Origin of the sequence: Synechococcus sp. CCY9202 (genome assembly GCF_034931685.1) — a bacterium.
Lineage (GTDB): Bacteria > Cyanobacteriota > Cyanobacteriia > PCC-6307 > Cyanobiaceae > CBW1002.
Map to the genome: position 1 here is coordinate 1 of NZ_JAYGID010000070.1, position 26,253 is coordinate 26,253.

Sequence of the window (26,253 nt, forward strand, 5' to 3'; positions counted from 1 at the left end):
CTGTGGTGCCCCGGGCCGTGGCCCCGTGGCTGTGGGACGGCTCACCGGTGGCGCCGCCGGACGGCCGCTTCCGGCGGGGGTTGGGGTGGACTGGCCGCTCTGCGGGCGACCCACCAGCTGAGGCTTTCCGGCTGGACGTGCCGGTTGGCCGCCGGGGCTGCGTTGGGGTTGGCCGGGGCGCTGCGGCATCGCAGGCCGCGGTGATGTGGGGCGGACGTTGGCGTCGGGACGCGCCGGTGCTGGCGCCTCGGGTTTCCGGGGTGGCGGAGCGGCAGCAGGCTTGACCGGTGCCGGGGGCTTGACGACGGCGGCAGGACGAACCGGTGCCGGGGGCTTGACGGGGCCAGCCGAGGGCTTACCCGGACCTGGACGGGATGCAGGTTTGGCAGGCATGGTGGCGGGTTTGGCCGCCACCGGAGCCGGCTTGGCAATCACTGGAGCAGGTTTGGCGGCCGGCTTTTCAGGGGCGGCCGGCTTGGTGGCAATGACGGTTGGAGGCGTTGCCGGCCGACTGGGTTTCACTGGCGCTGGGCGACTGGGCGCTGCCGTCTGCGAGGTTGCGGCCGGTTTCGACGGTGCCGACGGCCGCGAGGGCGCAGCGGACGGCTGGCTCGGGCTGGGAGGAGCGGCGGTCACCGGGCGGGCGGGCGCGGCGGGCTTGCTGGGAGCCACGGCGGGGGGCTGGGGTTGGGTGTCGGCTGCGGCTTTCTTCACGGAAAGAATGGCCTTGGCGGGCGCTGCCGGGGCAGCTGGGGTCGCTCCGGAGCCGTTGCCCTTGATCAGGGTCCGGATGCGGATGGCCTCGTCGTCGCTGATCGAGCTGCTGTGGCTCTTCACGGCGATGGACAATTTTTCGGCGGCATCGAGCACGTCCTTGTTCTCCAGGCCCAGGTCCCGGGACAGCTCATAAATTCTGACTTTGCCGCTGCTGGTCATTCAGGTCTCCAAGGGTCGGGGCCGTCCGGCCGCCAGTCGGGACAACGGGTGCCACCGGGCCGCATCCATGCTGCGGCCACGGTTCATCTTGCCTCAGAGGTGGTCGCGTCGTCGTCGCGCAGACGCTGGTTGAGCGTGGCGATGATGGAATCTGCAACCTGGGTGCGCAGCGCCCGTTGCAGCCGCTTGCGCCGTTTCGCCTCGTCCAGGCAACTGCGGCTGGGGCAGAGGTAGGCCGAGCGGCCCATGCCCCTGTCCAGTCCGATTCCGCCCTGCGCCAGCCGGATCACCCGCCAGAGCTGTTCACGGTTGAACAGCTCTCCACAGGCCACGCAGCGGCGCAGAACGGGTCGCGCCATCACCGGGTTCCATCCTCGTCGGCCGCGGCGGGTTCAGGGTCGGCCAGGGATTCCGTGTCGGCCAGGGATTCCGTGTCGCTGGCAGTCGCCTCAGCCGGGACATCGGCTTCAGCCGGCTCTGGTTCAGCCAACTCAGCTTCGCTGCCGTCATCACCCTCCAGCATCTCCTCGTCCTCGGGCAGGGGATAGAGCTCGCGCAGGCGGGCGTCCTCCTCGGCGCGGGCGGCCTGCTCAGCGGCCAGGCGAGCTTCCGCTTCCGATTGAAGAGCTTCCTCTTCCTGACGCAGGGCGATCAGTTCGGCCACCTTCTCGTCTTCGCTGGCCTGGTCGTATTCGGCGGCGTTCTTGATATCGATCTTCCAGCCGGTCAGTCGGGCGGCCAGGCGCACATTCTGCCCTTCGCGGCCGATGGCCAGGCTGAGCTGGTCCGGGGGAACCAGGACATGGGCGTGGCGTCCATCGGGATCCACCAGCCGCACCATGTCCACCCGTGCCGGGCTGAGGGAGTTGGCGAGGTACTGACCCGGATCGGGAGACCAGCGGATCACGTCGATCTTTTCGCCGCGCAGTTCGTTGACCACCTGCTGGATGCGGGAGCCGCGGGCTCCGATGCAGGCTCCGACCGGATCCACCTCGCGTTCGACGCTGTCCACCGCCACCTTGGTGCGGGGACCGACCGATCGGGAAGGGGGGTTGGCCTCGCGGGCCACGGCCACGATCCGTACCGATCCCTCCTGGATCTCAGGGACTTCGTTCTCGAACAGATACACCACCAGACCGGCGTTGGAGCGGCTGACGAACAGCTGCGGGCCACGGCGGGGCACCTCGCTCACCTCCTTGAGAAACACCTTGAAGGTGGCGTTGGCGCGGTAGTTGTCGTTGGGCAACTGGTCACGGCGCGGCAGTTCCGCCTCCACTTCGGGCCTGCCCAGCCCGCTGCTCACGGCCATGATCACGCTCTGGCGCTCGAAGCGGATCACCCGGGCGGTGAGCACCGGATCCTCCAGATCGGCGAACTCCTCCTGGATCATGCGGCGCTGCTGATCCCGCAGCTTCTGGGCCAGCACCTGCTTGGTGGTGGCGGCGGCCATGCGGCCGAAGTCGTCCTTCTCAGGAGTCACATCCAGGACCACCGTGTCCCCCACCTGGGCGTCCGGGGCCACCTGGCAGACCTCTTCGTAGGCGATCTGATGGTCGTCGCTCTCGACCTCCTCCACGATGATCTTGCTGGCCAGCACCCGGTAGCCCTCCTCATCGAGGTCGAGCGAGACGTCGAAATTGCTGAAGTAGTCCTCTTCGAACGGATCCTCGCTGATGCCCAGGTAGAGGGTGCGGCGGTAGCGCTCATAGCCCTTCAGCAGGGCCTCCCTCAGAGCGGCCTCCACCACCTGGGGGGCAAGTTTCTTCTCTTCGCTGATGTCCTCGATCAGGTTGTTCAGACCGGGGAGCAGGACGAGGGCCATGGACGAATCGGTGGTGGATGGGGAAGGGGGAAGACGAACCGGAAGCGCGGGGGCTCAGGCGCTGCCGTCTGGAGTGATCAGGCGGACGCGAATCACAGCGTCGCGGGGGATGCGCACGGTGCGGCCCCGCTGATTGAGGCGTACATCCGTGGCGTCCCGTTCCAGCAACAACCCCTCCAGGCTGGTGCGAAGCCCTTTGGGGTCATGGAAACTGACCTCCACGGGAAAGCCTCGAAAGCTGCGGAAATCCCGATCCTCGTGGAGGTCTTCGCCGATGCCGGGACTGGTGATCTCCAGAACATAGGCCTCGGTCAGCAGCCCGGAGGCCTCGATCGCCTCGCCCAGCGGTCCGCTCAGGCCGGCGCACTCATCGAGGTTGATGTCGGCGCCATCGGATCGCTGCACCACCACCTGCAGGGTGAGGGGGATCCGATGGGTGTGGAGCTGCACCTCCCGCACCTCCAGCGCCAGGGTGGAGGCCACTGGGGCGGCGAGCTGCAGCAGATCAGGAATCAGCGGATGGGGCAAGGCTCAGGGCTGCGGGCGTCGGCGTGCATGGCCGCCGGGCCTCGCAGTTCTGGAACTGCCCCGCCACTGCCCTCGCCTGACGGCGCTCGGCGGCAACGGGTCCTGCCCGGCGGGCAGTGCAGTCATTCACCCTAGGGGATTGCTGAGATCGATCTCCGGCGCTTCGGCGTAGTAGTCGCTGGCGACAACCTCACCGCGCCGCGTCGCGTCCTGGTTGAGGCACTGGGAGCACTGTTCCGGAGTGCGCAGGTACTGGCAGACCCGGGCCCAGAGTTTGGCGCGGCTGCCGGGTGCTCCCTGGCTGAAATGCACCAGGTCGTTGCCTCCGACCATGCCCTGGATCTCCACCTGGCAGAGGGTGCAGCGCTGACGACTGCCGGGAGGAATGGGAGCCATGGCCGGCGAAAACACTCGCGGCAACTTAAGCCGATCGCGCCGTGATGGGGCGCGGCCGTGCCCATTTGCCACCGAGCCCTGCCGGGTCCGGCAGATTCGGCGGCAGAGTGGATTCCCCTTAGCGCTGCGCTGCACGGCTGTGTCCGGGCGCCCCCTCTTGCCTTGCGTGTCCTGCAGCTGAGCGATCCCCATCTGCTGGCCGATCCGGCCGGTTGCTATCGCGCCCGCCAGCCACTGGCACAGTTGCGGCAGGCCCTGGACCAGACCCTTGGCGCCGGTGGATCGGTCGGCGAGTTCGGCGGGGAGCGTCCTGATGTGCTGCTGATCAGCGGCGATCTCTGCCAGGACGAGAGCTGGGGCGGCTACATCAACCTGCGCGATCAGCTCGGGGCCGTCTGCCCGGGGCCTGGACGGCCCCAGCTGGCCCTGTTGCCTGGCAACCACGATCATCCCCAGCTGCTGCGCGCGGCCCTGGGGCGCCAGGCCTGGATCGCCCCGGCGGAGCTGCGGCTTGCCGGTGCTCGCCTGTTGCTCCTCGACAGCCATTGGCCCGGCCAGCTGGCGGGCCGGCTGGGCCCGCGGCAGCTCGCCTGGCTGAGGGACCGGCTGGCGGTCGGCACTGCCGCCGAACCCCTGCTGGTGGCGCTGCATCACCCACCGGTGCCGATCGGTGATCCCGGTATGGATGCGATCGCCCTGGTCGATGGTCCCGAGCTGCTTGATCTCCTGGCGGACGCCGCAGCTCTGCAGGCTGTGGTGTTCGGCCACATCCACCAGCACTGGCTCGGCCACCTGCCGGGTCGTGCGGCGGTGCCGCTGCTGGGCTGTCCGTCCAGCCTCTGCTCCTTCCCGGCGGTGCAGGCCTGCCCTCAGGGCCGGGCTCAGGACCCGGGCGGGAGGCTGCTCACGCTCTCTCCGACCGGCCTGCGGCAGCGCTTGCTGCGCTGGGCGCCGGCGGTGGTGCCTAGGGTCGGCTGATGCTTGCTTCCCACCGTCTGTCCACGCTGGAACGCTTTGTGACGCCCACGTCGCGTGCGCCGGGTCCCTGCTTGCCTCGATGGAGGCAGCCCCTGCTGGCGATGCTGGTGCTGCTGGCGGCTCTGCTGCTGCCGCTCGCACCAGCCTGGTCGCTGGAGCCAGCCCCTCTGGCTTCCGAGACCCTGGCGGTTTCAGCCCCCCAGCCGACTCCCCACAGCTTCGTGGCGGAGGCAGCCCGCCGCGTGGCTCCGGCGGTGGTCCGGATCGATACCGAGCGCACCGTGGCGCGCCAGCCCTTTGATCCGGCCCTGCTCGATCCGTTTCTGCGGGAACTGTTCGGCGACCCTGCCGGCAGCATGCGTGAACGGGGCCAGGGCTCCGGCGTGGTGATCGAGGCCTCCCAGGGCCTCGTGCTCACCAACGCCCACGTGGTGGACCAGGTCGATGCGGTGGAGGTCACCCTGGCCAGCGGTCGCCAGCTGGACGCCACCGTGGTGGGCACCGATCCGGTCACCGATCTGGCCCTGGTGCGGATCGCCCGCGGTGGCGGGCTGCAGGCGGCCCCTCTGGGGGATTCCGAGGCCCTGGAGGTGGGCGACTGGGCCATTGCGCTGGGAAGCCCCTATGGCCTGGAGCGCACCGTGACTCTTGGGATTGTCAGCAGCCTGCACCGCGACATCAACAGCCTCGGTTTTGCCGACAAGCGCCTCGATCTGATCCAGACCGACGCCGCCATCAACCCCGGCAACTCCGGTGGTCCGCTGATCAACGCCGCCGGTGAGGTGATCGGCATCAACACCCTGGTGCGTTCCGGACCGGGCGCTGGCCTGGGCTTCGCCATCCCGATCAACCTGGCCAAGCGGGTGTCGGACCAGCTGGCCGGCGGTGGCCAGGTCGTGCACCCCTATCTGGGTCTGCAGTTGGTGCCGCTCACGGCCCGGAGGGCCCGCGAGAACAATCGCGATCCCGATGCCCTGGTGCAGTTGCCCGAACGGGATGGTGCCCTGGTGCAGCGGGTGCTGCCGGACAGTCCGGCGGAGGCGGCCGGCCTGCATCGCGGCGATCTGGTGGTGGCGGCCGGTGAGCAGGCGATCGCCAGCCCGTCGGTGCTGCTGCAGCTGGTGGAACATGCCGCCGTGGGCGAGCCGCTTCCCCTCAAGGTGCTGCGGGGACAGCGGGAGCTCAAGCTCTCGATCCGTCCGGCCGCCCTGCCGATGGCTGGCTGAGGGGCTTCCTGCAGGCTTCCGTTGGGTCCATTGCTACGGTCACGGCCCTCCGATTGCATAGGGCATGGCCGATCTGCAGGACCGCATGAAGCAGGCCGTGGCTGAGGCTGCAGTCGAGCAGATCCAGGACGGCATGGTGCTGGGGCTGGGTTCCGGTTCCACCGCAGCCCTGATGATCCGAGCCCTTGGAGCCAAGCTCCAGCAGGGTGAGCTGAGGGACATCGTGGGGGTGACCACGTCGTTCCAGGGCGAGGTGCTGGCGGCGGAACTGGGGATTCCGCTCAGAAGCCTCAATGCGATCGAGCGCATCGATCTGGCGATCGACGGAGCCGACGAGGTCGATCCCTCCTTCCAGCTGATCAAGGGTGGTGGTGCCTGTCACGTGCAGGAGAAACTGGTGGCCCGCCGTGCCGATCGCTTCGTGGTGGTGGTGGATGCCACCAAGTTGGTGGAGACCCTCAACCTGGGCTTTCTGCTGCCGGTGGAGGTGCTGCCTGGTGCCTGGCGGCAGGTCCAGGCTGAGCTGATCACGCTGGGAGCCACAGCGGAGTTGCGCATGGCCGTCCGCAAGGCCGGGCCGGTGGTGACCGATCAGGGCAATCTCGTGCTCGATGCGGCGTTTGCCGGCGGGATCACCGATCCGCTCGGTCTCGAGAGGGAGATCAACAACCTGCCTGGCGTGCTCGAGAACGGCCTGTTCGTGAACCTCACCGATCAGGTGCTGGTGGGCGAGATCGTCGATGGCGTGCCCGGTGTGCGGGATCTGGTGAAGCGCTGAAGCCTCGGGCCTGCGGCGGCGCCCAGGGGCTCAGCCCAGTCGCCGCCGCACCGACTCGGCATGGCTATGCAGGCCCTCGCTTTCGGCCAGGGTGATCACCGCCGCGCCCGTGGCCTCCAGTGCTGCGCGGTTGAAGTGGATCAGGCTGGTGTGGCGCAGGAAGGTCTCCACGCTCAGGGCACCGGCGAAGCGGGCGGTGCCGGAGGTGGGCAGGGTGTGGTTGGGACCGGCCAGGTAATCGCCAACGGCTTCGGGGCTCCAGGGACCCAGGAAGATGGCGCCGGCATGGCGGATCCGATTGGCGAGGGACTGGGGGTCGTGGACCAGCAGCTCCAGGTGCTCCGGCGCGAAGCGATCACTCAGGGCCGCCGCCTCCTCGAGATCGGCGCAGAGCACGATCAGACCCCAGTCTTCCAGGGCGCTGCGGGTGATGGCGGCCCGCGGGTGGCCAGCCAGCTGGGCCTCCAGGGCCGCCGGCATGGCCGCGGCCAGTTCGGCGCTGGTGGTGAGCAGGATGGCGGCGGCCAGGGGATCGTGTTCGGCCTGGGCCATCAGATCGGCGGCCACCTGCTCGGCTCGGGCGGTGTGATCGGCGATCACCAGCACCTCGCTGGGGCCGGCCAGCGAATCGATCGAGACCCGCCCGTAGACCGCCTTCTTGGCCAGGGTCACGTAGAGATTGCCCGGGCCGCTGATCACATCCACCCGGGGGATCGTTTCGGTGCCGTAGGCCAGGGCCGCCACGGCCTGGGCGCCGCCGATCCGATACACCTCCGTCACCCCAGCCAGATGGGCCGCGGCGAGCACGGTGGCGTTCGGTTCGCCGCCGGGGCCCGGTGGGGTCACCATCACAAGCCGCTCCACGCCGGCAACCCGAGCCGGCACGGCGTTCATCAGCACGGTGCTGGGGTAGGAGGCCCGCCCGCCGGGCACGTACAGCCCTGCCCGCTCGACCGGTCGCCAGCGGCGCCCGAGCTGCTCGCCGTGGGGGCCGGTCACGGCCAGATCCTCTGGCTTCTGGCGCTCGTGGAAAGCGAGGATGCGCTGGTGCGCCAGGGTGAGCGCGTCCTGCAGCTGGCTCGGGCATTCCTGCCAGGCCTGCGCCAGGCGCTCCGGCGCAATCCGCAGCGGGTCGGGGCGGATGCCATCGAAGCGTTCGGTCAGCTCCAGCAGCGCCTGGTCGCCCTGGCGGCGCACCTGCTCGAGGATTTCTTCCACCCGCTGCTGTTCCTGCAGCAGGCGGCTGCCGCTGGTGCGTTCGGCGATCGCCTCCAGCCGCTCCCGCGCCGCCGTCGCATCGTGGAGCACCGTCAGTCGCAACGGACCTTGGGCGCGGTCGGGGGCGGCGGCAGGGGCGGAGGCAACCACGGGGCGGAGGCGCGGAGGACCGGCGCTGCAGAGGTTGTAAGCACGCTAGTGCTCGGCTCGTCGGGGGGGTGATGGGCCGAACGGTAGGATCCTCGTTTGCCGAATCCGCGCCAGTACGCCTGTGGCCAATAACAAGTCGTCGAAGAAGCGCATCGAGATCGCGGAGCGCAACCGCCAGCGGAACCGCACCTACAAGTCGGCTCTGCGGACCCTGATGAAGCGCTGCTTCACCGCCTGCAGCAGCTATGCGCAGGAGCCGGGCGATCAGGCCAAGGACGTGGTTCAGACCAGCATGAACGCCGCCTTCAGCAAGATCGACAAGGCCGTGAAGTGTGGTGTGCTGCACCGCAACACCGGTGCCCATCAGAAGTCGCGCATCAGCGCCGCTGTCAAGAAGGCGATCGAGCCTGCCGCTGCTGTCGGCTGATCCGGCCGTTTCCGGTCGATCACCCCAGTCCCTCTGCAAGGCCCCATGCCGGCGACCCTGGTCGATAGCCATTGCCACATCGTTTTTCGAAACTTCGACGACGACATCGATCTCGTGGCCCAGCGCTGGCGTGACGCCGGAGTTCGGCGCCTGGTCCATGCCTGCGTTGAGCCCTCGGAGATCCCGGCGATCCGTGCCTTGGCGGACCGTTTCCCCGAGCTCCGCTATTCCGTGGGTGTCCATCCTCTGGATACGGAGCACTGGCAGTCCGATACCGCCAGGGTGCTGCGTCAGGCCGCCATCGACGATCCCCGGGTTGTGGCCATCGGCGAACTGGGTCTGGATCTGTTCCGGGTCCGGAATCTCGACGAGCAGCTGGCGGTTCTTGTACCCCAGCTGGACCTGGCGGTGGAGCTGGATCTGCCGGTGATCATCCACTGCCGTGATGCGGCCGAGCCCATGCTCGATCTGTTGCGCGATCGCGCCTCCGATCAGCGTTGCCCCCGTGGGGTGATGCACTGCTGGGGCGGAACCCCTGAGGAGATGGCCGGTTTTCTGGAGCTCGGTCTGTTCATCAGCTTCAGCGGCACGGTCACCTTCCCCAAGGCCGAAGCCACCCATGCCTGCGCTCGGGCGGTGCCCGCCGATCGTTTTCTGGTCGAGACCGATTGTCCGTTCCTGGCCCCCGTGCCAAGGCGAGGCAAGCGGAACGAACCCGCCTTCGTGGCGGCCGTGGCCGCCAGGGTTGCCGAGCTCAGGGGCGAGAGCCTCGAGCAGGTGGCCCAGACCAGCAGTGCCAACGCAGCACGCTTGTTTGGACTTGGGCTTGACAGTGTATGATTTTTTATTGCCTTGGTAGCGGAAGCGCTCCTTTGCCGACGCCTGCAGCCGTGAAGCGAGTCCCGTAAAGAGAGCCGGCAGCGGCGGCCGTTCCTGGACCCAGGAGCGGCTGTTCGCATGTCGGAATTCTCCAGCACTGGCTCACCGGCCTCAGCTGCACCCCAACCCCTCAAGCCCAATCGGTGGCAATCCTCCAACGGCGTCCACAGCCGTTGGCCGTTCCACCGAGCCCATCTTCTACCCCACCGTTCCTGCAGGTCCACCGCATGAGCAGCGCGATCCAGGTCGCCAAGACCGCCACTTATCTCCCTGATCTGGTGGAGGTACAGCGGGCGAGCTTCAAATGGTTCCTGGAGAAGGGGCTGATCGAAGAGCTCGAGAGCTTCTCTCCGATCACCGATTACACCGGCAAGCTGGAGCTTCACTTCATCGGTAGCGAGTACCGACTCAAGCGTCCGCGCCACGACGTCGAGGAGGCCAAGCGCCGCGACGCCACCTTCGCGTCACAGATGTATGTGACCTGCCGCCTGGTCAATAAGGAGACCGGCGAGATCAAGGAGCAGGAGGTGTTCATCGGTGAACTGCCTCTGATGACCGAGCGTGGCACGTTCATCATCAATGGCGCTGAGCGCGTGATCGTCAACCAGATCGTGCGGTCGCCCGGGGTCTATTTCAAGGATGAGCAGGACAAGAACGGCCGCAAGACCTTCAACGCCAGCCTGATCCCCAACCGCGGTGCCTGGCTGAAGTTCGAGACCGACAAGAACGACCTGCTGCACGTGCGTGTCGACAAGACCCGCAAGATCAACGCCCACGTGCTGATGCGTGCCATCGGCCTGTCGGACAACGATGTGCTCGACAAGCTGCGGCACCCGGAGTATTACCAGAAGTCGATCGAGGCGGCCAACGACGAGGGCATCGCCTCGGAAGATCAGGCCCTGCTGGAGCTCTACAAGAAGCTGCGGCCCGGTGAGCCCCCCTCCGTCAGCGGCGGTCAGCAGCTGCTGCACAGCCGTTTCTTCGATCCGAAGCGCTACGACCTCGGCCGGGTCGGTCGCTACAAGATCAACAAGAAACTCCGCCTCACGATTCCTGATGCGACTCGCACCCTCACGCCCGAGGATGTGCTCAGCACGATCGATTACCTGATCAACCTGGAACTTGATGTCGGTGGCGCCAGCCTTGACGACATCGATCACCTCGGCAATCGCCGGGTGCGCTCGGTGGGTGAGCTCCTGCAGAACCAGGTGCGTGTGGGCCTCAACCGCCTGGAGCGGATCATCAAGGAACGCATGACGGTCGGTGAGACCGAATCGCTCACCCCGGCCCAGCTGGTGAACCCCAAGCCCCTGGTGGCGGCGATCAAGGAGTTCTTCGGCTCCAGTCAGCTGAGCCAGTTCATGGATCAGACCAATCCCCTGGCGGAGCTCACCCACAAGCGGCGCATCAGCGCCCTCGGTCCAGGGGGCCTCACCCGGGAGCGGGCCGGTTTCGCCGTACGCGACATTCACCCTTCTCACTACGGCCGCATCTGTCCGATCGAAACGCCGGAAGGCCCGAATGCCGGCCTGATCGGCTCGCTCGCCACCCACGCCCGGGTGAATGAGTACGGCTTCATCGAAACGCCTTTCTGGAAGGTGGAAGAGGGCATCGTGCTCAAGCAGGGCGATCCGATCTACCTCTCCGCCGACCTCGAGGATGAGTGCCGCGTTGCCCCTGGCGATGTTCCGACCGACTCCACCGGTCTGATCACCGCCGAACTGGTGCCGGTGCGCTACCGCCAGGACTTTGAAAAGGTGCCTCCCGAGCAGGTGGACTATGTCCAGCTTTCGCCGGTGCAGGTGATTTCGGTCGCCACCTCGTTGATTCCCTTCCTCGAGCACGACGACGCCAACCGTGCCCTGATGGGTTCGAACATGCAACGGCAGGCCGTGCCGCTGCTGCGTCCGGAGCGCCCCTTGGTGGGCACCGGTCTGGAAACGCAGGTGGCCCGCGACTCCGGCATGGTGCCGATCACCAAGGTGAATGGCACGGTTTCGTTCGTGGATGCCACTGCGATCGTGATCCGCGATGAATTCGGTGTGGATCACACCCACTATCTGCAGAAATACCAGCGTTCCAACCAGGACACCTGCCTCAACCAGCGGCCGATTGTGAAGTTGGGCGATCCGGTGATTGCCGGTCAGGTGCTGGCCGATGGATCGGCCTGCGAAGGCGGTGAAATCGCCCTGGGTCAGAATGTGTTGATCGCTTACATGCCCTGGGAGGGATACAACTACGAGGATGCCATCCTGGTGAGTGATCGCCTCGTGCAGGAAGATCTCTACACCTCGGTGCACATCGAGAAGTACGAGATTGAAGCTCGCCAGACCAAGCTCGGTCCCGAGGAAATCACCCGCGAGATTCCCAATGTTGCCGAGGAGAGCCTCGGCAACCTCGATGAGATGGGCATCATCCGCATCGGTGCCTACGTCGAGAGTGGCGACATCCTGGTGGGCAAGGTGACGCCCAAGGGCGAATCCGATCAGCCCCCCGAGGAGAAACTACTGCGCGCCATCTTTGGCGAGAAAGCCCGTGATGTGCGCGACAACTCCCTGCGGGTGCCCAGCACCGAGCGCGGCCGCGTCGTTGACGTGCGCATCTACACCCGGGAGCAGGGTGATGAACTGCCGCCGGGCGCCAACATGGTGGTGCGGGTCTATGTGGCGCAGCGCCGCAAGATCCAGGTGGGCGACAAGATGGCCGGCCGCCACGGCAACAAGGGCATCATCAGCCGCATCCTGCCGCGGGAAGATATGCCCTACCTGCCCGATGGCACGCCGATCGACATCGTGCTCAACCCCCTGGGTGTGCCGAGCCGGATGAACGTCGGTCAGGTGTTCGAGTGCCTGATGGGCTGGGCGGCGTCCCACCTGGAGTCACGGGTGAAGGTGGTGCCCTTTGATGAGATGCACGGCCCCGAGATGTCGAAGCAGACCGTGCAGGCCTTCCTGGAAACGGCGAAGGCGCTTCCAGGCAAGGATTGGGTCTACGACCCTGAGAACCCCGGCAAGATCCAGCTGGTCGATGGCCGCACCGGCGAGCCGTTTGATCAGCCGGTCACGGTGGGCTTCGCCCATATTCTCAAGCTGGTCCACCTGGTCGATGACAAGATCCACGCCCGTTCGACCGGCCCTTACTCCCTGGTGACCCAGCAGCCCCTGGGCGGCAAGGCGCAGCAGGGTGGCCAGCGCCTTGGCGAGATGGAGGTCTGGGCCCTGGAGGCCTACGGCGCCGCCTACACCCTGCAGGAACTGCTCACTGTCAAGTCCGACGACATGCAGGGCCGCAACGAGGCCCTCAACGCCATCGTCAAGGGCAAGCCGATCCCCCGGCCTGGCACGCCCGAGTCGTTCAAGGTGCTGATGCGCGAACTCCAGTCCCTGGGGCTCGACATCGCCGTCTACACCGATGCCGGTGAGGAGGTGGATCTGATGCAGGACGTCAATCCACGCCGCAGCACCCCCAGCCGTCCCACCTACGAATCCCTCGGCGTCGCGGACTACGACGACGACTGATCGCTGATCCGTTCCGTTCCCTTCGACCTCCGCGCGCTCCAAGCCCATGTCCAACAGCAACCTCCGCACCGAGAATCACTTCGACTACGTCAAGATCACGCTCGCTTCCCCCGAGCGGATCATGCAGTGGGGGCAGCGCACGCTGCCCAACGGTCAGGTGGTGGGTGAGGTGACCAAGCCGGAAACGATCAACTACCGCACGCTCAAGCCGGAGATGGACGGCTTGTTCTGCGAGAAGATCTTCGGCCCGTCGAAGGACTGGGAGTGTCACTGCGGCAAGTACAAGCGCGTGCGGCACCGCGGCATCGTCTGCGAGCGTTGCGGTGTCGAGGTGACCGAGAGCCGCGTGCGGCGTCATCGCATGGGCTTCATCAAGCTGGCGGCTCCTGTCTCGCATGTGTGGTATTTGAAGGGAATCCCCAGCTACGTGGCGATTCTGCTCGACATGCCCCTGCGGGATGTGGAGCAGATCGTCTACTTCAACTGCTACGTGGTGCTCGACAAGGGCGATCACAAGGATCTCACCTACAAGCAGTTACTCACCGAGGATGAGTGGCTTGAAATCGAAGATCAGATTTACGCCGAGGATTCGGAGATCGAGAACGAGCCCCAGGTGGGGATCGGCGCCGAGGCCCTCAAGCAACTGCTCGAAGACCTTGATCTGCCCGTGATCGCTGAGCAGCTGCGCGAGGATATCGCCGCCAGCAAGGGTCAGAAGCGGGCCAAACTGATCAAGCGCCTGCGGGTGATCGACAACTTCATCGCCACCGGTGCCAAGCCCGACTGGATGGTGCTGGATGTGATCCCAGTGATCCCGCCCGATCTGCGTCCGATGGTGCAGCTCGATGGGGGTCGCTTTGCTACCTCCGACCTGAACGATCTCTATCGTCGCGTCATCAACCGCAACAACCGGTTAGGCCGTCTGCAGGAGATCCTGGCTCCTGAGATCATCGTCCGCAATGAAAAGCGGATGCTGCAGGAAGCCGTTGATGCTCTGATCGATAACGGCCGCCGAGGCCGCACCGTGGTGGGGGCCAACAACCGTGCCCTGAAGTCGCTGAGCGACATCATCGAGGGCAAGCAGGGCCGCTTCCGTCAGAACCTGCTCGGCAAGCGGGTCGACTACTCCGGTCGTTCCGTGATTGTGGTGGGCCCCAAGCTCAAGATGCATCAGTGCGGTCTGCCCAAGGAGATGGCGATCGAGCTGTTTCAGCCCTTCGTGATCCATCGCCTGATCCGTCAGAACATCGTCAACAACATCAAGGCCGCCAAGAAGCTGATTGCGCGTGCCGATGATGAGGTGATGCAGGTGCTTCAGGAGGTGATTGAAGGCCATCCGATCCTGCTCAACCGGGCCCCGACGCTGCACCGTCTCGGCATTCAGGCCTTCGAGCCGAAGCTGGTCGATGGGCGTGCGATTCAGTTGCACCCGCTGGTCTGCCCCGCCTTCAACGCCGACTTTGACGGTGACCAGATGGCCGTGCACGTGCCCCTGGCGATTGAGGCCCAGACGGAAGCTCGCATGTTGATGCTGGCAAGCAACAACATCCTCTCGCCGGCCACGGGTGAGCCGATCATCACCCCCTCCCAGGACATGGTGCTCGGCGCCTACTACCTCACGGCCGTCAAGCCCGACTACGACAAGCCTGCGTTTGGCGATCGCCGCCGCAGCTTCGCCAGCCTCGACGATGTGATTGCCGCTTTTGAGGAGAAGCACCTCACCCTGCATGACTGGGTCTGGGTGCGGTTCTCCGGTGAGGTGGAGAGCGACGATGAGGAGAGCGCTCCCTTGCAGGAGGAGACCCTCAGCGACGGGACCCGCATCGAGCAGTGGAAGTATCGCCGCGATCGTTTCGATGAAGACGGCGCCTTGATCAGCCGCTATCTGCTCACCACGGTGGGTCGTGTTGTGATCAATCACACCATCATCGATGCGGTGGCTGCCGCCTGAGTTTCGGCAGAGCAGAACAGTCTTTCTTTCTCTTTTCGTTTTTCTCCAGCGCGCGCTGCCATGACCGCCACCTCGTCCAAATCCAGCAAATCCAAGGCCAAAGCCGCTGCGGTTGTTGAGCCCACCCTCACAGCCGAGGGCCGCAACGCGCCGCTGAGCAAGATGGCGCCGCCGTTCCGCAACCGCGTGATAGACAAGAAGGCCCTCCGCAACCTGGTGGCCTGGGCCTACAAGAACCATGGCACCGCCGCTACGGCGGCTATGGCCGACGAGCTCAAGGACCTTGGTTTCCACTACGCCACCCAGGCCGCCGTGTCGATCTCGGTCGACGACCTGCAGGTTCCGGACGACAAGCCGCAGCTGCTGCGAGAGGCAGAGCAGCAGATCACCGAAACAGAGGAGCGCTATCGCCTGGGTGAGATCACCGAGGTGGAGCGTCACACCAAGGTGATCGACACCTGGACCGAAACCAACGAGCGTCTCGTCAACTCCGTCAAGCGGAACTTCGATGAGAATCATCCGCTCAATTCGGTGTGGATGATGGCCAACTCCGGCGCCCGGGGCAACATGTCCCAGGTGCGTCAGTTGGTCGGCATGCGCGGCCTGATGGCCAACCCCCAGGGGGAGATCATCGACCTGCCGATCCGCACCAACTTCCGTGAGGGGCTCACGGTCACCGAATATGTGATCTCCTCCTACGGGGCCCGCAAGGGTCTGGTGGATACGGCCCTGCGCACCGCAGATTCCGGCTATCTCACCCGCCGTCTGGTGGATGTGGCCCAGGATGTGATTGTCCGGGAAGACGATTGCGGAACCACCCGCGGGATCGTGATTGAGGCCGATGAGAAGGGCCGCTTCGGTCCCAAGCTCACGGGTCGCCTCGCCGGGGAGCCGGTGGTGGATGCCAATGGTGAGATTCTGGTGGATCGCGATGGTGAAATCGATCCTCCGACCTCGAAGCGGATCGAGGCTGCGGGGGTGCGCTCCGTGGTGGTGCGTTCGCCGCTCACCTGTGAAGCCTCACGTTCTGTCTGCCGCAAGTGCTATGGCTGGGCCCTGGCGCACAACGAACTGGTCGACCTGGGTGAAGCCGTCGGCATCATCGCGGCCCAGTCGATTGGTGAGCCGGGCACCCAGCTCACGATGCGGACGTTCCACACCGGTGGTGTGTCCACCGCTGAAACCGGCGTGGTGCGCTCATTGGTGGAGGGTGTGGTCGAGTTCGGATCCAAAGCGCGCGTGCGTGGGTTCCGCACGCCCCACGGCGTCGAAGCGCAGATTGCCGAAACCGATTTCACCCTGACGGTGAAACCGACGGGCAAGGGCAAAGTTCAGAAGCTGGACATCAGCAGCGGTTCGCTGCTGTTCGTTGCCGATGGCGCCGTCACCCCCGCCGACACGATGCTGGCCCAGATCTCTTCCGGTGCCACCACCAAGAAGAGCGTCGAGAAGGCCACCAAGGATGTGATCTGCGACCTGGCCGGCCAGGTGCGTTACGAGGATGTGATTCAGCCCAAGGAGGTCACTGACCGCCAGGGAAACATCACCCTCAAGGCCACCCGCCTGGGTCGGCTCTGGGTGTTCAGTGGTGATGTCTATAACCTTCCTCCCAATGCCCAGCCGGTGGTTCAGGGTGTCAAGCCGGTGGTGACAGGTGAGGTGCTGGCGGAGAGTCGTCTGGTCAGTGAGTACGGCGGTGCCGTGCGGCTGCGGGAGTCGGCTGGAGATTCCCGTGAAGTGCAGATTGTGACGGCCAGCCTCACCCTGCGCGACTGCAAGCTGGTTGGTGAGTCCAACCACTCGGGTGAAACCTGGTATCTCGATGGCAAGGACAACAGCCGCTATCTGCTCAAGACAGCTCCTGGCAGCAAGATCGGTGCCGGTGAGGTGATTGCCGAGCTGGCGGATGACCGATTCCGCACCCAGACCGGCGGCCTGGTGAAGTATGCCCCCGGCCTGTCGATCAAGAAGGCTCGCAGTGCCAAGAATGGCTATGAGGTGAGCAAGGGTGGCACGCTGCTGTGGATCCCGCAGGAGACCCATGAAATCAACAAAGACATCTCCTTGTTGATGATTGAAGACGGCCAGTGGATCGAAGCTGGAACGGAGGTGGTCAAGGACATCTTCAGCCAGACCGCCGGTATTGTAACGGTGACGCAGAAGAACGACATTCTGCGGGAGATCATTGTTCGCTCCGGCACCCTGCATCTGGTGTCCGACAGCAAAGTGCTCAGCCGTTTCGGCGAGGGCAAACTGGTCAATCCTGGCGAAGAGATTGCACCGTCCCTCAAGGCCGAGGCCATGGTGTTTGTCGAGACGGTCGATACGCCTGAGGGTGGCGCCCTGCTGCTTCGTCCGGTGGAGGAATACACCATCCCTGATGAGGCCCATCTGCCCGATCTTGGCTCGGTCAAGCAGAGTGGTGGTCCCTCCCTGGGGCTCAAGGCCACGCAACGTCTCACCTTCAAGGATGGTGAGTTGATCAAGAGCGTCGAGGGTGTGGAGTTGCTGCGCACCCAGCTGATTCTCGACACCTTCGACACGACACCCCAGATGACGGTGGACGTGGAGGTTGTGCCCGACAAACGGGCCAAGACGATCGAACGGCTGCAGCTGGTGATTCTCGAATCCCTGCTGGTCCGCCGCGACACCCTGTCAGATGCCAGCCATGGCTCCACCCACACTGAGCTGCAGGTGCAGGACGGCGATTCTGTCAAGAGCGGTGATGTGGTGGCAACCACCCAGATCCTCTGCAAGTACGACGGCGTGGTCCAGCTGCCTGAACTGCAGGCTGACGAGCCGGTGCGTCGCTTGATCGTGGAGCGCGAAGGCGACACCCATTCCATCCCCCTCGGGTCCGCTGCTCCCCAGGTGGCCATTGGACAGCGGGTTGTGGATGGCGATGTTCTGGCTGAGGGCCTCGTTGCTCCCTGCTGCGGCCAGGTGGAGGAGATCGAGGGCGGCGTTGTGACCATCCGTCTGGGGCGTCCCTACATGGTCTCGCCCGATTCGGTGCTGCACGTGCGTGACGGTGAGCTGGTGCAGCGTGGGGACGGCCTTGCCCTGCTGGTGTTCGAACGTCAGAAGACCGGCGACATCGTGCAGGGTCTGCCGCGGATCGAAGAATTGCTCGAGGCGCGGCGCCCGCGGGATTCCGCCGTGCTCTGCCGCAAGAACGGCACGGTTCAGATCAAGCAGGGTGACGACGATGATTCGATCACGGTGTCGGTGATCGAGGCCGATGACGCCATCACCGAGTACCCGATCCTGCTGGGCCGCAACGTGATGGTCAGCGATGGCCAGCAGGTGACGGCCGGTGAGCTGCTCACCGATGGTCCGATCAACCCCCACGAGCTGCTGGAGTGCTTCTTCGAAGATCGCCGCAGCCGCAAACCCACCATGGAGGCGGCTCAGGAGGCGATCTCACAACTGCAATACCGCATGGTGCAGGAAGTGCAGAACGTCTACAAGAGCCAGGGCGTCTCGATCGATGACAAGCACATCGAGGTGATCGTGCGGCAGATGACCAGCAAGGTGCGGATCGAGGACGCGGGCGATACCACCCTGCTGCCCGGCGAACTGATCGAGTTGCGTCAGGTGGAGCAGGTCAATTCGGCCATGGCGATCACCGGGGGTGCTCCTTCCGAGTTCACACCGGTGCTGCTGGGGATCACCAAGGCCTCGCTCAACACCGACAGCTTCATCTCGGCGGCCTCCTTCCAGGAAACCACCCGGGTGCTGACCGAGGCGGCGATCGAGGGCAAGAGCGACTGGCTGCGGGGACTCAAGGAGAACGTGATCATCGGTCGCCTGATCCCTGCGGGCACCGGCTTCGGCGGCTTCGAAGAGGAGCTGCGCGCTGAGGCGGGCCCCCATCCCGACATCCTTGAGGAGGAGAACGCCAGCTACCGCCGCATGCAGAACCTCCGCCCCGATTACACGGTGGAACTCCCCTCACCGGCCAGTTCCACCGCGGTGCTCGACGATCCCTCCGATGCGGATCTCGAAGCCACCCGCAGCCGTCATGGCATCGAGGGCAGCAGTTATGCCGCCTTCACGCGCCCCGGGGCAGACGATGGCCTGCAGGAGGAGTTGATCCCTGACCCCGATGCCGTCGAGGGTCTGCAGGAGGAGGGCCTGCTGAGCGACGATTGAGGTCTGGATCCGGCGTCGATCTTCCGCACCCCCCTGCGGTCGGCGCCGGACTGCCGTTCTGACGTTCTGCTGCTTTCGCCATGACCGCCACCGCCACTCCGGTTCCCCAGCGTCGATTGCCGCGCTTCGGCTTTCACACCCATAACGAGAGGCTGCATGGCCGCCTCGCCATGCTCGGTTTCATGGCATTGCTGGGTGTGGAATGGTTTCTGGGGCATGGGCTGCTGGTGACCCCCTGATGGCGAGCTCGGCGGCTGTGCCTCTGCTGGGGATGGGGCTGGCGGAGCTGGAGTCGTGGGCGCAATCCCAGGGCCAGCCAGCCTTCCGTGGCCGGCAGCTGCACGACTGGATCTATGCCAAGGGAGCCCGGCGTCTCTCGGATGTCTCGGCGCTGCCGAAGGCCTGGCGCGACAGCCTGGCCGCCGTGCCACCAGAGGGTTCCTCTGACTGGATCGGTCGCTCCAGCGAGCTGCACCGCAGCGTCGCCCGCGACGGCACCACCAAATTGCTGCTGGGCACCGCCGACGGCCTCAGCCTGGAAACCGTTGGAATTCCGGCGGAGGGGCGCCTCACGGTGTGTGTCAGCAGCCAGGTGGGCTGCCCGATGGCCTGCCGCTTCTGCGCCACGGGAAAGGGCGGCCTGCAACGCTCCCTGGCCGTGAACGAGATCGTGGATCAGGTGCTGAGTGTGCGCCAGGCGATGGATCTGCGCCCCAGCCATGTGGTGTTCATGGGCATGGGCGAACCGCTGCTCAACACGGACGCTGTGCTGGCGGCCATCGATTGTCTCTGCCGCGATCTGGGCATGGCCCAGCGTCAGATCACCGTGAGCACGGTGGGTGTGCCGCGCACGCTGCCGACTCTGGCCGAACGGGCTCTGGAGCGCTTGGGCCGGGCCCAGTTCACCTTGGCCGTGAGCCTGCATGCACCGGATCAGCGGCTGCGGGAGGAGTTGATCCCCACCGCCCATGCCTACCCGATCGAGACGTTGCTGGAGGATTGCCGCCACTACGTGGCGATCACCGGCCGGCGGGTGAGTTTCGAATACATCCTGCTCGGTGGTCTCAATGATCACCCCCGTCAGGCGGCGACCCTGGCCCAGCGGCTGCGGGGGTTCCAGAGCCACGTGAATCTGATTCCCTACAACCCGATTGAGGAGGAGGACTTCCAGCGCCCCAGCCCTGAGCGGGTGGAGGCCTTCCGGCGCGCGTTGCAGGAGCGGCATGTGGCCGTGAGTGTGCGGGCCAGCCGGGGCCTGGATCAGGATGCGGCCTGCGGCCAGCTGCGCCGACGCCTCACGCCGGCCTGAAGGTCAGCAGCCTGTCCAGACCGGTCAGGTGGGATCCTTGGCCGGATCGAAGGCGCCGCGAGCTTCCGCTTCGTTCCAGGGTGCCAGGCGCGCCAGCAGCAGAAAGGCCGGCACGGCCGCCGCCACCGTGAACAGGAAGAAACCGGGCCAGCCCACCCGCTCCGCCACCACGCCCGCCGGTGCCGAGAGGATCGAGCGGCTCATGGCATAGACGCCTGAAAGCAAGGCGTACTGGGTGGCGGAAAAGCGCGGATTGCAGAGGCTCATCAGCAGAGCCACGAACACGGCGCCCACCATGCCGCCGCTGACGTTCTCCAGGCTCACCGCCGCGATCAGTCCGGCGAAGCCGCCGCCGAAGCGCGCCAGGGCCCAGTAGCTGAGGTTGCCCAGGGCTCCGGCCAGGGCGAACAGCCACAGGGAGCGGTTCATGCCCAGCCAGGCGAACAGGGCCCCGCCCAGCACCGTGCCCACGATGGTGGCGCCGATCGCCCAGCCGCCCTGCACCAGGCCGATCTCCGCCTCGCTGAAGCCCCGCAGCTGCAGAAAGGGAATCGCCATGGCGCTCAGCAGGCCATCGGGCCAGCGGTAGAGCAGCACCAACAGCAGCAGTTGCCAGGTGCGGCCTGGTCCGGCCCGGCGCACGAACTCCCGCGCCGGGCCCAGCACGGCCTGGCGCAGGCTGGTCACGGCATGATCCACCGGTCTGAGCTTCGGTGCCGTGAGCGTGAACGGAATCACCGCCCCCACCAGTGCGGCGGCGGCCAGGAACGCGGCGGGCCAGCCGTAGCGGCCTGCCAGCAGAAACCCTCCGGCGCCGATGGCCAGCATGGCGGCCCGGTAGCCCAAAGCCGCTGCGGCAGCGCCCGGCCCGCGCTCGTGTTCCGGCAGCAGGTCAGTGCGGTAGGCATCCACGGCAATGTCCTGGGTGGCGCTGCAGATCGCCAGTACCAGCGCTGCGATGCCGATGGCCGTGAGGCTGGCCGGGTCGGTGCTGGGCCGAAGCAGCGCCATGGCGGCGATCACCGCCACCAGCATCACCTGCATCAGCAGCAGCCAGCCCCGCCGCCGGTCGGGCCAGGGGATCGGCCAGCGGTCGAGCAGGGGCGCCCAGAACAGCTTCAGCGTGTACGGCAGTTCCGCCAGCGGAATCAGGCCGATCAGCGCCAGGGGGACGCCGCTGGCGGTGAGCCAGCCCTGCAGCAGCTTGCTGCCCACCATCAACGGGGCGCCGCTGGCCACACCCTCGGCGCTCACGGCCACGAGGCGGCGGACGGTGCCGTCTGTCTCTCGGTGCTGCGCGGGGCCAGGGGTCGCTGCCGGCTCAGACGCCATCCGTTCAGACGCCATCAGTGCGGGGCGAGTGGGCGAACCCTAGGGGCAGCCTTCGGGTGTGCCGCCACCAAGGCCCGTCACCCTGGGCCGTCACAATGGGATGCAAAGTCTGGATTCCGTGCAATTTTTTCGCTCTACCCTGCTGCCGGCGGCGATCGTGCTGCTCTTCGGCCTGGCCCTGGTCGCGGTGAGTGCGCGCATCTGGTTGCCCGGGGACATGGCGGCCCCGGCTCCGCTCCTCTGATCTCCTCGCCGACGGGACCGCCGCCATGAGCGAAGACCATCAGCCCTCCGATCCGCGTGACCCTCAGGCCGAGCCTGGCGCCACGCCCCCCCAGTGGCTCAGTCCGCCCGAGCTGGCCCTTGATCCGGATGTGCTGGCCCGCGAGCTGGCGGAGGAACTGCTCGGTGACCCGCTCGATGAGCTCGACAGCCTCGGGCCGGAATCGTTCGATGTGGCGGCCGAATGCGATGCCGGTCTGGAGCTGCTGCAGGGCAGCCACGACCAGCGCATGCAGGGTCTGCGGATCTTCTGTGAGCATCGCGATCCGCGCTCCAACCCCCTGCTGCTGCCTCTGCTGGGTGCCAGCTGCCCGATCGTGCGCATGAGTGCGGTCTATGCCCTCGGGCGCAATCCCCATCCTCTGGCCGTGGAGCCCCTGCTGGGTCTGCTCTCCGGCGACGACAACGGCTATGTCCGCAAGGCGGTGGCCTGGAGTCTGGGCAATTACCCCGAGGCGCCGATTCTCAATCCCCTGATCCGAGCCCTGCAGGTGGACGTGGCGGCGGTGCGGCTCTGGGCGGCCAGTTCCCTGGCGGACGCGGGCAGCACAGGGCCAGCCAAGGCCGATCCCGCGGCGGCCCAGCTACTGCAGAGCCTGCGGATCGACAGTGAACCCGCCGTGCGCAGCAACAGCGCCTGGGCCCTGGGTCGCCTCTATCCGGAACTGGTGGAACCCCGCCAGCAGGACGTGGTGCAGACCCTGCTGCACACCATGCTCGAAGACGGTGAATCGAGCGTGCGGGACGAGGCGCGGATCGCCCTCGAGCAGTTGGAGCAGCCGGATGTGCTGGAACGGCTGCAGACCCTGGTGGAGGAGGGCCTGCTCAGCTGAGCGGAATCACCGCTAACATCCAGCAACCCTTTTGGATCTGGGATGGCACAACGGACCATCCGTTTCCGCATCCGGCCCGATGGTCGGGTCGAGGAGACGGTGGAAGGAATCCAGGGTGAAGGCTGCCAGCAACTCACCGAGCGGATCGAGGCGCGCCTCGGTTCGGTGCAGCAGCGCCGCCCCACGGCTGAGGCCTTTCAGTCCGGGGTCTCCCAGGGGGCCATCGCCAGCCAGTCCCAGTCCCTCGAACAGCTCGGCTCCACCTTCGCCTGATCTGCGTTCAGCTCAACCATGTCTCACTTCAGCACTGTCAAAACCGAGCTGCGCGACCGCCAGGCGCTGGTTGCTGCCCTCACCGATCTGGGCCATGCCCCGGCCGAGGGCGAGCGGCCGGTCCGTGGCTATCGCGGCCAGACCGTGACGGCCGATCTGGCCGTGTCCCAGAGCAGTGGTGCTGATATCGGCTTCCGCTGGAATGCTGAGGCCGGCAGCTATGAACTGGTGACGGATCTGGATCTCTGGAAGCAGCCGATTCCGGTGGAGCGCTTCCTCGCTCAGTTGCAGCAGCGCTATGCCCTGCGCAGCATCCTGGCCGCCACCGCTGAAGAGGGGTTCCAGGTGAGTGAGCAGACCAGTCAGGTCGATGGTTCCATCGAGCTGGTCGTGACCCGTTGGGACGGGTGAGCGACCCGGCTCTCGCCTTCCGCACCGCTTCCACAGAGGTCGACCCCCCCAGTGGCCTTGAGCCGGTGCTGGGTGGTGCTCTGCGCCAGCAGGCGGTGTGGGTCGATGAAGCGGTCTGCATCGGCTGCCGCTACTGCACCCACGTGGCCACCAACACCTTCGTGGTGGAACCCAACTGGGGCCGTTCCCGTGCCATTCGCCAGGATGGTGACAGCACCGAACGGATTCAGGAGGCGATCGAGACCTGTCCGGTGGATTGCATTCACTGGGTGGCCTACGAGCGGTTGCCGGCCCTGGAAGCCGAGCTTGAGCAGCAGGACATTCAGCCCCTGGGGCTTCCCTCCTCCTCCCGGCTGAAGCGGACCCTGCCGCGCCGCCTTTCCTCGCTTGGCTGACATCAACCGTCTGAGCTCCTCGCCTGACCTGCCGTCTCTTTGAGCGTCTTCTCCCCGATCCCCAGCCGCCGTTTCGGCCGCACCGAGCTGGCGATGCCGGTGCTGTCGCTGGGGGGGATGCGCTTCCAGCAGAGCTGGAGCGATCTACCGGCCGATGCGATCACCGCGGCCAGCCAGGCCAATCTGCGCGCCACCCTGGAGACGGCGGCGGCAGCGGGCCTGCACCACATCGAAACCGCACGCCATTACGGCACCTCCGAACGTCAATTGGGCGATCTGCTCGGTTCGGTCAGCGATCCCCATCGGCTTCTGCAGACCAAGGTGCCCCCCGCTGAGGATCCGGTTGCCTTTGAAACCGAGCTGGAGCGCAGCTTCCAGCGTCTCGGGCTGGACGATCCCCACAGCCCCGGCCGCATCGATCTGCTGGCGGTGCATGGCATCAACCTGCCCGAGCATCTCGATCAGACCCTGCGGCCCGGCGGCTGCCTGGAGGTGGTGCGCCGCTGGCAGCAGCAGGGCCGGATCGGGTCGGTGGGCTTCTCCACCCATGCGCCCTTGCCGCTGATCCTGGCGGCGATCGAGAGCGATCAGTTTGATTACGTCAACCTGCACTGGTACTTCATCCGCCAGGACAATCGCCCCGCCATCGATCGGGCCCGTGCCCACGACATGGGGGTGTTCGTGATCAGTCCCACCGACAAGGGCGGCCATCTGCACAGTCCGTCGCCGCGTCTGCTGGAGCTCTGCGAACCACTGCATCCGATCGTGTTCAACGATCTCTTCTGCCTCGCTGACCCCGGCGTGCACACGATCAGTGTGGGGGCGGCAGGGCCGGCCGATCTGGATCTCCATCTGGAGGCGGTGCAGCTGTTGCCCCGGGCCGGCGAGCTGCTGCCACCCATTCTGGAGCGCCTGCAGGCGGCACGACGCGAGCGCCTGGGTGCGGCCTGGCTGGCCACCGCGTTCCAGGGCCTGCCGGACTGGACCCATACCCCCGGCCAGATCAATCTGCCGGTGCTGCTGTGGCTGTACGAGCTGCTCGAAGCCTGGGATCTGGAGAGCTTCGCCCGGGCTCGCTATGGGCTGCTGGGCAACGGCAGCCACTGGTTTCCTGGGGAGAACGCCGATCAGCTCGATCACGCCGTCAGCGAACAGGAGCTTCAGGCGGTGTTGGGCAAGAGCCCCTGGGCCGCGCGGATTCCCGAGCTGCTGCGCCAGTTGCGTCAGCGGGTCGGGGGGCAGCCAACCAAGCGTCTGGCGGTTCCCTGATCCCGTCAGCGGGCGATGGCCGTACCCAGGGGCTGCTTGCTGGGCAGTCCCACCGCCCGCGGATAGGTGCGGGGGCAGGGGCCGGTGGGGGTCAGGATCAGGGCGTGGCGGATGCCGCGGCTGGCCGGCAGGTCACGGGCTTGGCTCAGGGCGCAACGGGCCCGCAGCGGCACCAGGGCCCGATCCAGGGCGGCCTGATCGTCGTTGCTCCATTGGCCGCGGTAGAGCAGGGCCTGGCCGCTGGGGCGCAGCAGCGGCACCAGGTATTCGGCCACCACCGGCGCGCTGGCGACGGCCCGGGCCATCGCCCAGTCGAAACGACCGCGGCAGGCGGCCGCCTGACCCGTCTTCTCGATGCGCTCGCAGCGCAGGTTCACCCGCTCGCCCAGGCCCAGGGCCGTTGCCATGGCCCGGACCGCTTCCACCTTGCGGCCCACCGAATCCACCAGGGTGAGACGGGCCCGGGGCAGGGCGATCGCCACCGCCAGCCCCGGGAAGCCGCCGCCGGTGCCCACGTCGATCAGCTCCAGGGGTGAAGCGTCAGTGGCAGCGACCGCCTCGGCCTCAAGCAGCGGCAGGAAGGGCCAGAGGCTGTCGAACACCTGGGCGATCCAGAAGTCTTCGCCCTCCACCAGGCGGGTGAGGTTGAGCCGGCCGTTCCAGAGGCGCAGCTGCTCCTGGAGCGCTGAGAACTGCTGCTGCTGCAGCGGCGTGGGCTGCCAACCCAGGGCCTGCCACAGCGCCGGACCGGCAGCGGTATCGGCAGGTGCACTGGCCGTGGCATCCTCCGGGGCGGCATCCTCCGGGGGGGGGGCATCGGGCCGGCTCGGCATCGGCGGAGGATCCAGGACTGTTCTCCCTAGGATCCCCCACATCCTGGCGGCAGCCCCGTGGCGGCCGCGGCCAAGCCCTGGGGCCATGCCCAGCCCGACGACCCCTTCCAGCCTCCTGCCCACGCCGAGCCATTACGCCTTGCTGCAGCTGGATCCGGGCGCCAGCGCCCAGGACCTGCGGCAATCCTTTCGCAATCTCAGCAAGCGTTTCCACCCCGACACCACCACCCTGCCCGCGGCTGAGGCCGCGGCCGCGTTTCAGCGGCTGCAGGAGGCCTATGCCGTGCTCAGTGATCCGCAGCGCCGGCAGGCCTACGACGCCCAGCTGCGCCGTGCCGCAGCCCTGGCGGCGGT

The 26,253-nt window shown here is 66.5% G+C and carries 25 protein-coding genes; 17 read left to right on the plus strand and 8 right to left on the minus strand.

Translation table 11 applies throughout. The annotated features are described in order from the left end of the window. The 5 genes from VB777_RS09915 to VB777_RS09935 all read right to left on the minus strand — a co-directional run. On the minus strand, nucleotides 1-936 hold a 936-nt coding region (locus VB777_RS09915), incomplete at its 3' end, for a translation initiation factor IF-2 N-terminal domain-containing protein (protein WP_323248664.1). Between the two features lie 83 nt (nucleotides 937-1,019). After that, nucleotides 1,020-1,295, minus strand: coding sequence for a YlxR family protein (locus tag VB777_RS09920; protein WP_370594662.1), 276 nt, complete (start codon nucleotides 1,293-1,295; stop codon nucleotides 1,020-1,022). After that, complete coding sequence (nusA, locus tag VB777_RS09925; protein WP_322758397.1) at nucleotides 1,295-2,758, minus strand: transcription termination factor NusA; 1,464 nt, start codon at nucleotides 2,756-2,758, stop codon at nucleotides 1,295-1,297. Before nusA ends, VB777_RS09920 begins: the two co-directional genes overlap by 1 nt. Nucleotides 2,759-2,812: 54 nt before the next feature. Continuing rightward, nucleotides 2,813-3,286 carry a ribosome assembly cofactor RimP gene (locus VB777_RS09930; protein WP_323248666.1) on the minus strand — a complete coding sequence of 158 codons (474 nt, stop codon included), beginning with the start codon at nucleotides 3,284-3,286 and terminating at the stop codon, nucleotides 2,813-2,815. Between the two features lie 126 nt (nucleotides 3,287-3,412). Next, a complete protein-coding gene (locus tag VB777_RS09935) occupies nucleotides 3,413-3,682 on the minus strand; it encodes a hypothetical protein (protein ID WP_197156905.1) in 270 nt (89 codons plus the stop codon). Nucleotides 3,683-3,844: 162 nt separating this feature from the next. Between VB777_RS09935 and VB777_RS09940 the strand changes: the two genes are divergently transcribed. The 3 genes from VB777_RS09940 (at nucleotide 3,845) to rpiA (ending at nucleotide 6,664) form a co-directional block, all read left to right on the plus strand. Continuing rightward, a complete protein-coding gene (locus tag VB777_RS09940) occupies nucleotides 3,845-4,660 on the plus strand; it encodes a metallophosphoesterase (protein ID WP_323248668.1) in 816 nt (271 codons plus the stop codon). Between the two features lie 101 nt (nucleotides 4,661-4,761). Continuing rightward, nucleotides 4,762-5,886: a trypsin-like peptidase domain-containing protein gene (locus VB777_RS09945; protein WP_197158892.1), complete on the plus strand. Its 1,125-nt coding sequence runs from the start codon at nucleotides 4,762-4,764 to the stop codon at nucleotides 5,884-5,886. 64 nt (nucleotides 5,887-5,950) lie between these two features. Continuing rightward, on the plus strand, nucleotides 5,951-6,664 hold the full coding sequence (gene rpiA / locus VB777_RS09950) for a ribose-5-phosphate isomerase RpiA (protein ID WP_322758400.1): 714 nt from the start codon (nucleotides 5,951-5,953) through the stop codon (nucleotides 6,662-6,664). 30 nt (nucleotides 6,665-6,694) lie between these two features. Here rpiA and hisD read toward each other — a convergent pair whose 3' ends face one another. Beyond that, nucleotides 6,695-8,032: a histidinol dehydrogenase gene (hisD, locus tag VB777_RS09955; RefSeq protein ID WP_416238336.1), complete on the minus strand. Its 1,338-nt coding sequence runs from the start codon at nucleotides 8,030-8,032 to the stop codon at nucleotides 6,695-6,697. A gap of 121 nt (nucleotides 8,033-8,153) precedes the next feature. Here hisD and rpsT point away from each other — a divergent pair, with 121 nt between their 5' ends. The 7 genes from rpsT to rlmN all read left to right on the plus strand — a co-directional run bounded on the left by rpsT (nucleotide 8,154) and on the right by rlmN (nucleotide 20,271). Further along, a complete protein-coding gene (gene rpsT, locus VB777_RS09960) occupies nucleotides 8,154-8,459 on the plus strand; it encodes a 30S ribosomal protein S20 (RefSeq protein ID WP_197156899.1) in 306 nt (101 codons plus the stop codon). Nucleotides 8,460-8,504: 45 nt separating this feature from the next. Further along, nucleotides 8,505-9,299 carry a TatD family hydrolase gene (locus tag VB777_RS09965; RefSeq protein WP_197156897.1) on the plus strand — a complete coding sequence of 265 codons (795 nt, stop codon included), beginning with the start codon at nucleotides 8,505-8,507 and terminating at the stop codon, nucleotides 9,297-9,299. 266 nt (nucleotides 9,300-9,565) lie between these two features. Beyond that, entirely contained in the window at nucleotides 9,566-12,856 is a 3,291-nt protein-coding gene (gene rpoB, locus VB777_RS09970) for a DNA-directed RNA polymerase subunit beta (protein ID WP_322758401.1), read from the plus strand. Nucleotides 12,857-12,902: 46 nt separating this feature from the next. Continuing rightward, the gene (locus tag VB777_RS09975; protein ID WP_197156894.1) at nucleotides 12,903-14,807 is read left to right on the plus strand and encodes a DNA-directed RNA polymerase subunit gamma; all 1,905 of its coding nucleotides are present in this window, start codon (nucleotides 12,903-12,905) and stop codon (nucleotides 14,805-14,807) included. Nucleotides 14,808-14,867: 60 nt separating this feature from the next. Next, nucleotides 14,868-18,962 (plus strand): DNA-directed RNA polymerase subunit beta', encoded by a 4,095-nt coding sequence (locus VB777_RS09980; protein ID WP_416238337.1) that lies wholly within the window; start codon nucleotides 14,868-14,870, stop codon nucleotides 18,960-18,962. An 80-nt stretch (nucleotides 18,963-19,042) separates the two neighbouring features. Continuing rightward, complete coding sequence (locus VB777_RS09985; RefSeq protein ID WP_197156890.1) at nucleotides 19,043-19,201, plus strand: chlorophyll a/b-binding protein; 159 nt, start codon at nucleotides 19,043-19,045, stop codon at nucleotides 19,199-19,201. After that, nucleotides 19,201-20,271, plus strand: a complete 1,071-nt coding sequence (gene rlmN, locus VB777_RS09990) for a 23S rRNA (adenine(2503)-C(2))-methyltransferase RlmN (RefSeq protein ID WP_322758403.1) — start codon at nucleotides 19,201-19,203, stop codon at nucleotides 20,269-20,271. The genes VB777_RS09985 and rlmN overlap by 1 nt, the downstream gene beginning before the upstream one ends. A gap of 24 nt (nucleotides 20,272-20,295) precedes the next feature. On the opposite strand, the gene VB777_RS09995 is transcribed toward rlmN, so the two are convergent. Beyond that, a complete protein-coding gene (locus VB777_RS09995) occupies nucleotides 20,296-21,603 on the minus strand; it encodes an AmpG family muropeptide MFS transporter (protein ID WP_197156886.1) in 1,308 nt (435 codons plus the stop codon). A 118-nt stretch (nucleotides 21,604-21,721) separates the two neighbouring features. Here VB777_RS09995 and VB777_RS10000 point away from each other — a divergent pair, with 118 nt between their 5' ends. The 6 genes from VB777_RS10000 (at nucleotide 21,722) to VB777_RS10025 (ending at nucleotide 25,066) form a co-directional block, all read left to right on the plus strand. Then, on the plus strand, nucleotides 21,722-21,847 hold the full coding sequence (locus VB777_RS10000; RefSeq protein ID WP_255518220.1) for a hypothetical protein: 126 nt from the start codon (nucleotides 21,722-21,724) through the stop codon (nucleotides 21,845-21,847). A 25-nt stretch (nucleotides 21,848-21,872) separates the two neighbouring features. After that, nucleotides 21,873-22,718, plus strand: a complete 846-nt coding sequence (locus VB777_RS10005; RefSeq protein WP_197170615.1) for a HEAT repeat domain-containing protein — start codon at nucleotides 21,873-21,875, stop codon at nucleotides 22,716-22,718. Nucleotides 22,719-22,760: 42 nt separating this feature from the next. After that, entirely contained in the window at nucleotides 22,761-22,991 is a 231-nt protein-coding gene (locus VB777_RS10010; protein ID WP_322758405.1) for a DUF2997 domain-containing protein, read from the plus strand. A gap of 18 nt (nucleotides 22,992-23,009) precedes the next feature. Beyond that, nucleotides 23,010-23,402, plus strand: coding sequence for a DUF1257 domain-containing protein (locus tag VB777_RS10015; RefSeq protein WP_197156880.1), 393 nt, complete (start codon nucleotides 23,010-23,012; stop codon nucleotides 23,400-23,402). Next, complete coding sequence (locus VB777_RS10020) at nucleotides 23,399-23,797, plus strand: ferredoxin (protein ID WP_322758406.1); 399 nt, start codon at nucleotides 23,399-23,401, stop codon at nucleotides 23,795-23,797. The genes VB777_RS10015 and VB777_RS10020 overlap by 4 nt, the downstream gene beginning before the upstream one ends. Nucleotides 23,798-23,890: 93 nt before the next feature. Next, nucleotides 23,891-25,066 (plus strand): aldo/keto reductase, encoded by a 1,176-nt coding sequence (locus VB777_RS10025; protein WP_322758791.1) that lies wholly within the window; start codon nucleotides 23,891-23,893, stop codon nucleotides 25,064-25,066. A gap of 5 nt (nucleotides 25,067-25,071) precedes the next feature. Here VB777_RS10025 and VB777_RS10030 read toward each other — a convergent pair whose 3' ends face one another. Further along, nucleotides 25,072-25,899 (minus strand): 16S rRNA (guanine(527)-N(7))-methyltransferase RsmG, encoded by an 828-nt coding sequence (locus VB777_RS10030; RefSeq protein ID WP_323248672.1) that lies wholly within the window; start codon nucleotides 25,897-25,899, stop codon nucleotides 25,072-25,074. An 85-nt stretch (nucleotides 25,900-25,984) separates the two neighbouring features. On the opposite strand from VB777_RS10030, the gene VB777_RS10035 reads away from it, so the two are divergent. After that, on the plus strand, nucleotides 25,985-26,253 hold a 269-nt coding region (locus VB777_RS10035), incomplete at its 3' end, for a J domain-containing protein (RefSeq protein ID WP_323248674.1).